Annotated in this window: 7 protein-coding genes; 5 read left to right on the top strand and 2 right to left on the bottom strand. The window is 38.2% G+C overall.

Features of this window, described 5'->3' with window-relative positions; all coding sequences use genetic code 11:
- Positions 1-293 precede the first annotated feature (293 nt).
- Entirely contained in the window at positions 294-908 is a 615-nt protein-coding gene (locus G322_RS0115030; protein WP_022942565.1) for an arylesterase, read from the bottom strand.
- Between G322_RS0115030 and G322_RS0115025 the strand changes: the two genes are divergently transcribed.
- The 5 genes from G322_RS0115025 to pnp all read left to right on the top strand — a co-directional run bounded on the left by G322_RS0115025 (position 907) and on the right by pnp (position 8,530).
- A complete protein-coding gene (locus G322_RS0115025) occupies positions 907-1,596 on the top strand; it encodes an ABC transporter ATP-binding protein (RefSeq protein WP_022942564.1) in 690 nt (229 codons plus the stop codon). The two genes, G322_RS0115030 and G322_RS0115025, sit on opposite strands and share 2 nt — an antisense overlap.
- On the top strand, positions 1,590-4,019 hold the full coding sequence (locus G322_RS0115020; protein ID WP_022942563.1) for an ABC transporter permease: 2,430 nt from the start codon (positions 1,590-1,592) through the stop codon (positions 4,017-4,019). The genes G322_RS0115025 and G322_RS0115020 overlap by 7 nt, the downstream gene beginning before the upstream one ends.
- Positions 4,020-4,255: 236 nt before the next feature.
- Positions 4,256-5,683, top strand: a complete 1,428-nt coding sequence (locus G322_RS0115015) for an AAA family ATPase (protein ID WP_022942562.1) — start codon at positions 4,256-4,258, stop codon at positions 5,681-5,683.
- Between the two features lie 20 nt (positions 5,684-5,703).
- Positions 5,704-6,276, top strand: coding sequence for a hypothetical protein (locus tag G322_RS0115010; RefSeq protein WP_022942561.1), 573 nt, complete (start codon positions 5,704-5,706; stop codon positions 6,274-6,276).
- Positions 6,277-6,430: 154 nt separating this feature from the next.
- The gene (pnp, locus tag G322_RS0115005) at positions 6,431-8,530 is read left to right on the top strand and encodes a polyribonucleotide nucleotidyltransferase (protein WP_022942560.1); all 2,100 of its coding nucleotides are present in this window, start codon (positions 6,431-6,433) and stop codon (positions 8,528-8,530) included.
- A gap of 143 nt (positions 8,531-8,673) precedes the next feature.
- Here pnp and G322_RS20990 read toward each other — a convergent pair.
- Positions 8,674-8,960: IS66 family transposase (locus G322_RS20990; protein ID WP_022942559.1), on the bottom strand; the 287-nt coding region annotated here is incomplete at its 5' end.

Raw genomic sequence — 8,960 nt, 5'->3', positions numbered from 1 at the left:
TCGCTGAACTTGGTCTATGTCGTCTATGCAGTACGGACCTCGATTTAAACCTTGTTAACAAAAAGAGCCTAAGGGCTCTTTTTTTGTTTGTGCAAAGCAGCAAATAAAAACGATTGATTTACATCGGGCTCAGGACTTTAGTTCTGCTTGGTTAACAAAGGCGTGGCTAAAGCCACACGTCCAAATAAACATCATATCCCCAAAAAATAAAACATCAACGTGGACATAGGACTTTAGTTCTGCTTGGTTAACAAGGCGTAGCTAACGTTCCATTCCCCAGTTTCCCCCCCCTTTTATTTTATGATCTTACTGAGCTCTTTTGCCACAAACTCGGCAATCCACGGCTGGGCTTTTATATTCGGGTGTAAACCGTCACTCATCATCCATTGTGGTTGTGTTATTACATATTCAAGAAAGAAAGGCATCAATGGGATGTTTTGTTGTGTACTGAGTGTTGCATACAGTCCTGAAAAAGCATCGCTGTAACGCTTACCGTAATTTGTCGGGACATGGATCTGCATTAAAATAGGCAAGGCCTTGTTCGCTTTTATTTTCTCAATCATCACCTCTAGATTATTGCTAATAATCGTTGCTGAAAAGCCACGTAATCCATCATTAGCGCCTAATTCTATCAGTACATAATCTGGTTGATAGCGTGTTAATAAAATCGTTAATCTTGCTAAACCATTACCCGTTGTATCACCAGAAATACTGGCATTGATAACCTCAACTACATTACCTTGTCGTTTTAATTGTTCGGGTAATAACACTGGCCAGCTTTGCTTTACGGGCATTTGATAACCTGCGCTTAAGCTATCTCCCACAATCAGTAACGTGCTACTGTTAACGGTTAATGAAAACAGTAATGCGAAAAGTGCAGAGAATAACAGGGAAACAAATTTAATCATGAGTAAATCCATCATAAGTGTTGAAAATGTGACTAAGTCAGTAATAAGCAATGATAGCGAATTATCTATCTTAAAGGGGATCTCTTTTACCATTAATGCCGGCGAATCTGTCGCTATTATGGGAACATCTGGTGCGGGTAAGTCAACATTAATGGGGTTGCTTGCTGGATTAGACCAACCAACATCGGGCTCAATTACGCTATTAAATTCAACTATTTCAGAGATGGATGATGAACAACGTGCCAAAATTCGCAGCGAATCAGTTGGTTTTGTTTTTCAAGATTTTTTACTTATTCCGTCATTAACTGCACTGCAAAACGTCACATTACCGATGCTATTACGGGGTAATGAAGATGAAACCAGTAACAATAAAAAAGCCAAACAGTTATTACAAGAGGTGGGGCTTGCGGGTCGTGAAACACATCTTCCTACGCAACTTTCGGGTGGAGAACAGCAACGTGTGGCATTAGCACGTGCTTTTATAACCCAGCCTAAAGTTCTGTTTGCCGATGAACCGACGGGGAATTTAGACCAAAAAACGGCGGCGCATATTATCGAACTGTTATTTGAAATGAACAAAGAGCAGGGCACAACCCTCATTCTGGTCACGCATGATGCCAACCTTGCGAAACGTTGTCAGCGTACTTTGATTATTAATGATGGCCAATGCCAGGAAAACCCATGTTAGGAAAATCACTAAAAATCAATAAAATGATCGTCAACTGGAGTTGGCGAGAAATTTGTTTTGGGCAATTGTGGCCGGTGGTGGTAGCACTCACCTTAATCATTGCCAGTGTTGTGGCGCTATCAACGCTTGCCTTACGTGTTGAGAAAGTGATGACAGATCATGGTCGCTCTTTATTGGCCGCTGATTTAGTTTTTAAGTCTGCCAACCCTATTTCAACGACACTATTAGAAAAAACACAACAACAGGGGCTGATTGTCTCTTCACAAAGTCAATTTCAAACCATGGCGTTTAGTGAACAAAAAATGCAGTTGGTAAGTGTTAAAAGTGTTGAAAGTAATTACCCATTACGTGGAGAGTTAAATTTAACCGATCAAAATCAACAATTAAAGCACCATGTGAGTCCCGGTGAATTATGGTTATCTGCACGTTTATTTACGTTGTTAGACGTTGAAATAGGCGAAAGCATTGCCATTGGTGATGCACAATTGAATATTTCTGGGTTAATTAAAGATGAGCCTGAATTAATTTATAACCCTTTTAATAGCATCCCGAACCTGTTTATTCACCACAGTGATTTAGATAAAACAGGCGCGGTGCAAGTGGGCAGTCGGGTAAATCATCGTTTGTTTGTTAATGGCAGTGAATCCGCACTTGTTATGTTGCAAAAAGAGACTGTTTTACAAGCAGGTGAATCTTGGGTTGATCAAAATAAACAAGGGAGCACAGGTGGCTTGATTGAGAAAGCCAAACAATATTTATCACTGACTATCTTGATGGTAATTTTGATGGCAGCGGTGACATTAATTTTAACCTGTTTACATTATGTGCGTGATCGCAGTGAAACTGTGTCGATGCTTAAAAGTATGGGCGCAAGCAGAGCGTGGTTACGTTTATGGCTGAGCACACAAGTTTTCATGATGTTTGTTGTCGCTTTTGTTATAGGCAGTTTTTTAGGGTTAATCTTAGAGTTTTTATTACGCTTACCCTTGGCGGATATTTTGCCTGAGCAACTACCCAGTGTGGGGGCTCAACCGTTTATATTTGCCCTTGTGGTGGCTCTTTGCATTGGTTTACCTGCATTATTAATTCCCCTTACTCGCTTATTAGACGCACCGGCTATCAATGTTATTCAGCAGCAAAAAATAAATTATACGAAAAAAATCTGGTGGCTACTATTGTTACCGTTTAGCGCATTACTGCTGTTTTATGGTGCAAACAAGTTAGTGTGGATGCTCTTAATTGGCTTATTACTGTTATTCGTTTTCTTAGCCACGCTGAGTTATGGTTTATTAAAAATACTAGCCAAACTGAAATGGGGACCCGCCTTTAGCTTGGCGTTAAGCCGTATTAACCGCTCACCTAGAAATAGCATGATGCAATTAGCCGCTTTGTCAGGATCGTTAATGTTAGTGGCGCTTATTTGGTTAATTAAAAGTGACTTATTAGGAGATTGGCAACAAACGATCGCACCTGATGTGCCAAATGTATTTGCAGTCAATATTAGTCCTGAGCAACGACAAGGTTATTTAGAGCAAGTAGACAGGTTAGCATTGCCACGCAGTGATGCATTTGCCATTATTCGCGGGCGTATTACAGAAGTTAACGAACAAAGTGTCAGTGAGCACCTCGGTTCTAAAGAGGAACTACCGCATATATTACAGCGTGAAATAAACTTTACGTGGGCAAAAGAACTCCCCGTTTATAACCAACTCATTGAAGGACAGTGGACGGGTGAAAAAACCGTGTCAGTGGAACAAAAAGTGGCTCATGATCTAGACATTAAATTGGGTGATAGTTTAACCTTTGAAGTGAATAGTCAGCATTTTAGCGCCACGGTGAACTCACTTCGTTCGGTACAATGGCAAAGCATGAAACCTAATTTTATTTTTATCTTCAGTGAAGATGTCATTATTGATTTGCCTGCGACTTGGATGCTCAGCTTTAGAGTGGAGCAAGCGCAGGGTGAATTAGTGAATCAATTAGCACGTTTATATCCGACCGTTAGTTTGTTAGATTTTCGCTCTATGGGTAATAAAATACAGGCTTTATTAAGGCAGATATCATGGTCACTCACGGGGCTTGCATCATTAGGTGTGGTCAGTGGTGTTTTATTGATTTTCACTTTATTACGCTTAAGTTTGGGCGAACGTAAACGAGAGATAACCTTATATCGTACTTTAGGGGCGAGTAAAAAGCGCATTAACCAGACCCTGTGGGCTGAATATGGATTACTCGCCATCAGTGCGGGGGTAGTTGCTGCTATTGCTGCAGAGATTATTTTGTTCAGTTTAATGAAGTGGGGTTTTCAATTACCAACACAATTACACCCTAGTATGTGGTTGATATTACCTTTGTTAGCGGTGTTAATTGTATTGTTAAGTTTAAGCTCGGTGATAAAGCAACTGCTAAAACCGCTTAGATAAGACTATAAATAAATTAAAGAATATCAGTAACAGACGAAGACTCTATGCCCAAAGTTATTTATCAGCGAAGGAAAAATGTTAGCCTAACTAGCACGAGTAATTACGTATTATTTTATATTCTGGGGTAATAAACTCTTTGAATCTTATTTTTAGCTATATTTCATCGCAATATACTATGTTTTAATATACTATTTTGTCGAATCAAAACTCTTTAATATACGGGTAACATCCAAGATATGAAAAATATTGATATGGAAATTAACAATTTCGGTAAAATTGAAAATGCTAAATTTCAAATTAAACCATTTACTCTGATTGCAGGAAAAAATGCATCAGGGAAAAGCTTTTTAACCCGTTCGTTATACAGTATTTTTAGTTCTTTAAATAAAGACCACTTATCAATTGATATTGATTCTGTTGTTTTTTCTATGCAATCTTATATTCGTTCCCTTTTATTTTCATCTAACTCCCCAAGTTTTAAAGTTGAACAGCAAGTATTAAATATAAACTTACTTTTTAAAATTTTAGTCGATGGTATTGATTTAATTTACCACCAAGGTACTTTAGTTTCTCAAATGGTACAGAAAGATGAATTACAAAAAGACATCAAAAACCTACAGTTCGCTTTAAATGAATTATCGGCAGATATCGAAAATGTAAAAAAATATAAGGGTCTTAATTCTTACATCAAAAAATCGACTGCCTTACTTCTTCAGTTGAAGAAGCTTGTAGATAAACCTAATGAATCTCTTATTAATGGTTTAGCAGAACAGCTTGAAAAATCATTATTAAATAATTTTTTAGTTGGTTCTCTTACTAAGCTTAAAAATAGAAAAGCTAGTTCCGAAAATATTAATTTTAATTTTGGGGACGCTATTGGCAACATTGAAATTAAGTCAAACTCAATTAATTTTTCTCTAAAAACGGGGGGGATAGATGAATTTCAACAAATTGATAATGTTGTATACCTAGAATCACCCGTTTATTGGAAAATTAAAGATGTAATTAAAGGTTGGGCTAATTCTAGATTGAACCCACTTTTAAGAAGAAGAATGAAGCATCAGCAACAAGAGTTAAAAAAAGTACCTGATTATATATTGGATACATTTATGCTGTTAGATAGCGAAATTGTAACTAAAGATATAAATGAAGATTTACAAAAACTAAAAAAGCAGATCATTAAATGTATTGGTGGACAGATTCAGTTATCTGATAGTGGTGACATTCAATTTATTGAGCAAAATGAACAGAGCAATGAACGTTATGTCAATGATTTACATCAGACTGCGACAGGTGCGGTCTCTTTAGGTATCATCGCCTTATTGATTGATAAGCATATTATTGTTCCAAATAGCATATTAATTTTTGATGAGCCTGAAGTGAATTTACATCCTGCTTGGCAAAAAATAATGACTGATGTTCTGTATCATTTAAGTGTTGCAGGGGTGAGAATTGTTATGGCTAGTCATAGTTTTGATATGATGGAAAATATTGAGAAACTTATGGATATACATCAGAGCAAAGATTTAGATGTTAATGAACATTTTTCAATTATCCAATTAGAAAATGGAAAAACCATAAATAATAATAGCCCGCTATTTAAAAAGTTAGATGCAATAAAAGCTAATTTAGGAATGCCTCTTTTTGATATTTTTAGTAGTTAACTCCAAGGAAATAGATAAATATGGAGTTAATTGATCACCTAGAGGTAATGGAGCATGAATTGGGCCGTATCCCAACAACCATTTCTTCTAGTGGCTACAGAGTTGATGGCGAGACTGGAATAAAGACAGTTGTCAGTCTAAGTGCAAGAAGATCCGTTGATTATTTTTTTGAAATAAAAGGTAAGTGTCAGTTTTTAGAGTTCACTGATTTAGCTAGGGGGCAAGAAGATCTTTTGGGTATTGATGATCCAGTCGGAAAGATTGAAAATGAATTCCATCGGAATAAATTAAAAAAGCTCTTAAAGCAAGACTCGAGAAGAGAGCTTGTTGAAAAATTTAAAGATTCAAAGGATATTTTTTCAAAAATATCTAATATATATCAAAATGTTCCCAATATTTTTTTAAACCTTGAAGCTAAGGTTTTTTATATCGTTCATGCTCCAATTAATTCTGAATTATCAGATGTAGATAAAGCTAGTATAACGCGTTATTTATTGATACTTAAGAGCACTGTCTCAGACTGTTTAGAAGATGAAATTTGTGAGCGAGTCAAGTTGATTTTATTGGATAAGTTTATTGAAGAAATGGGTTAATTGAATATGCAGTTTTACACCTTGTAATAAAAAGAGCCTATATGGCTCTTTTTTTGTTTCTACACTCTTAAAAACATTTTAAAGCAAAAACTTTGACGTATACTGTCGTCGCGATAAAAAGCATAAAACTAAATATATAATCCAAGGAAAAAAAATGACTCCTATTGTTAAAAGTTTTCAGTATGGCGAACATACTGTAACACTCGAAACTGGCGTGATGGCACGTCAAGCAACTGCCGCTGTAATGTGTAGCATGGACGATACGTGTGTATTCGTTACTGTTGTTGGTAAAAAATCAGGCGATGAAGAACGTGATTTCTTCCCGCTTACTGTTAACTACCAAGAAAAAACCTACGCTGCCGGTAAAATTCCAGGTGGTTTCTTCAAACGTGAAGGTCGCCCATCTGAAGAAGAAACGTTAATTTGTCGTCTTATTGACCGTCCAATTCGTCCTCTTTTCCCTGCTGGCTTTAAAAACGAAGTACAAGTGATTGCAACGGTTGTTTCAATCAATCCAGAAATCAATCCAGATGTAGTGGCAATGATTGCAACATCTGCGGCACTTTCTATCTCGGGTATGCCTTTTAACGGTCCTATCGGTTGTGCGCGTGTTGGTTATAAAGAGGGTCAATACCTACTTAACCCAACTAAAACAGAATTAGAAACAAGTGACCTTAACCTTGTTGTTGCAGGTACTGACAACGCAGTATTAATGGTTGAATCTGAAGCTGCTATCTTAAGCGAAGACGTAATGTTAGGCGCTGTAATATACGGTCATGACCAACAGCAAGTTGTTATTGAAGCAATCAAAGAGTTTGCAACTGAAGTGGCTCGTCCTGCTTGGGATTGGAAAGCACCTGTACGTAATGAAGCATTAGATGCAGCTATTGCGACAGAAGCGCAAACACGTTTTGAAGAAGCTTACCAAATCAGTGACAAAGGTCAGCGTTACGATGCAATCAAAGCGATCACCACGGAAGTTAAAGCTAAATTATTAGCAAGTGATGAGTCTTTAGAAGCGAAGCAAATCGGCGAATACTTACATGATTTAGAAAAAACAGTGGTACGTACGCGTATCATTAAAGGTCAGCCACGTATTGATGGTCGTGATCCTGAAAGTGTTCGTGCACTTGACGTGCGTACTGGTGTATTGCCACGTACTCACGGTTCAGCACTGTTTACTCGTGGTGAAACACAAGCGTTAGTCACTGCAACACTGGGTACACAACGTGATGCACAAATCATCGACAGCCTAATGGGTGAGAAGAAAGATCACTTCTTATTACATTACAACTTCCCTCCATACTGTGTAGGCGAAACAGGTTTTGTAGGCTCTCCTAAACGTCGTGAAATTGGTCACGGTCGTCTAGCGAAACGTGGTGTACTTGCGGTAATGCCTTCTGTTGAAGAATTCCCGTACACAGTACGTGTAGTATCTGAAATTACAGAATCTAACGGCTCATCTTCAATGGCTTCTGTTTGTGGTGCATCACTTGCACTCATGGACGCGGGTGTGCCGCTTAAAGCCTCTGTTGCGGGTATTGCAATGGGCCTTGTTAAAGAAGGTGACGAGTTCGTTGTTCTTTCTGATATTTTAGGTGATGAAGATCATCTTGGTGATATGGACTTTAAAGTTGCGGGTACAAGTGAAGGTATCACTGCACTGCAAATGGATATCAAAATTGAAGGTATCACACGCGAAATCATGCAAATTGCGCTTAACCAAGCAAAAGCTGCACGTCTACATATCTTAACAGTGATGGACGAAGCGATTTCTGAAGGCCGTGAAGAGATTTCTCAATTCGCACCACGTATTCACATCATCAAAATCCCAACGGATAAAATCCGTGACGTTATTGGTAAAGGCGGCGCAGTTATCCGTGCTTTATGTGAAGAAACAGGCACCACGATTGAGATTGAAGATGACGGTACGGTTAAAATCGCAGCGACTTCTGGCGAACAAGCTGAAGATGCAATCAACCGTATTAAAACACTAACAGCTGAAGTTGAAGTGGGTACTATCTACGAAGGTAAAGTAGTACGTCTTGCTGATTTCGGCGCATTTGTTAACATTCTTCCGGGTAAAGATGGCTTAGTACATATCTCACAAATCTGTGAAGAGCGTGTACAGAAAGTGTCTGATCACTTGAAAGAAGGCCAAATGGTTAAAGTGAAAGTACTAGAGGTTGATCGTCAAGGTCGTGTACGTCTCAGTATTAAAGAAGCAGCTGAAAAAGCACCAACTGCTGAATAAGTTTTAACTTAATCGTTAAACTCTAAAGCAAGCTTCGGCTTGCTTTTTTTATGCCAGTAGAAAAATAAGCCGAAGGGTAAAGATGCCCTAGTGCACATCTCACAGCTATGCCTAAAATAACGTAAGCGTCTGGGTAATGGCACCTAGCTACGCTTAATATTCCATGGTAGCAACGCATCAATATCATTCGGGTTTTCAGCAATCTGCTGCAAGCAGGTTGCGATATAATCATGAACAATAAGATCATTCGCTTTTGCTGTTTCAACCAAACTATATAAAATTGCACTCGCGTTCGCACCTGTATTGGTGTACGAGAATAGCCAAGCCTTACGACCTATCACAAAGGGCTTCACTGCACGCTCTGCTCGATTATTATCAATGCTTAACCTGCCATCTTCGAGATAACGCTGGAATTTTTTAAATTGATTTA

Source organism: Psychromonas hadalis ATCC BAA-638 (assembly GCF_000420245.1).
In the GTDB taxonomy this organism is placed as follows: domain Bacteria; phylum Pseudomonadota; class Gammaproteobacteria; order Enterobacterales; family Psychromonadaceae; genus Psychromonas; species Psychromonas hadalis.
Note: the sequence above shows the minus strand (reverse complement) of the source record. Positions and strands in the feature narration are given on the sequence as shown.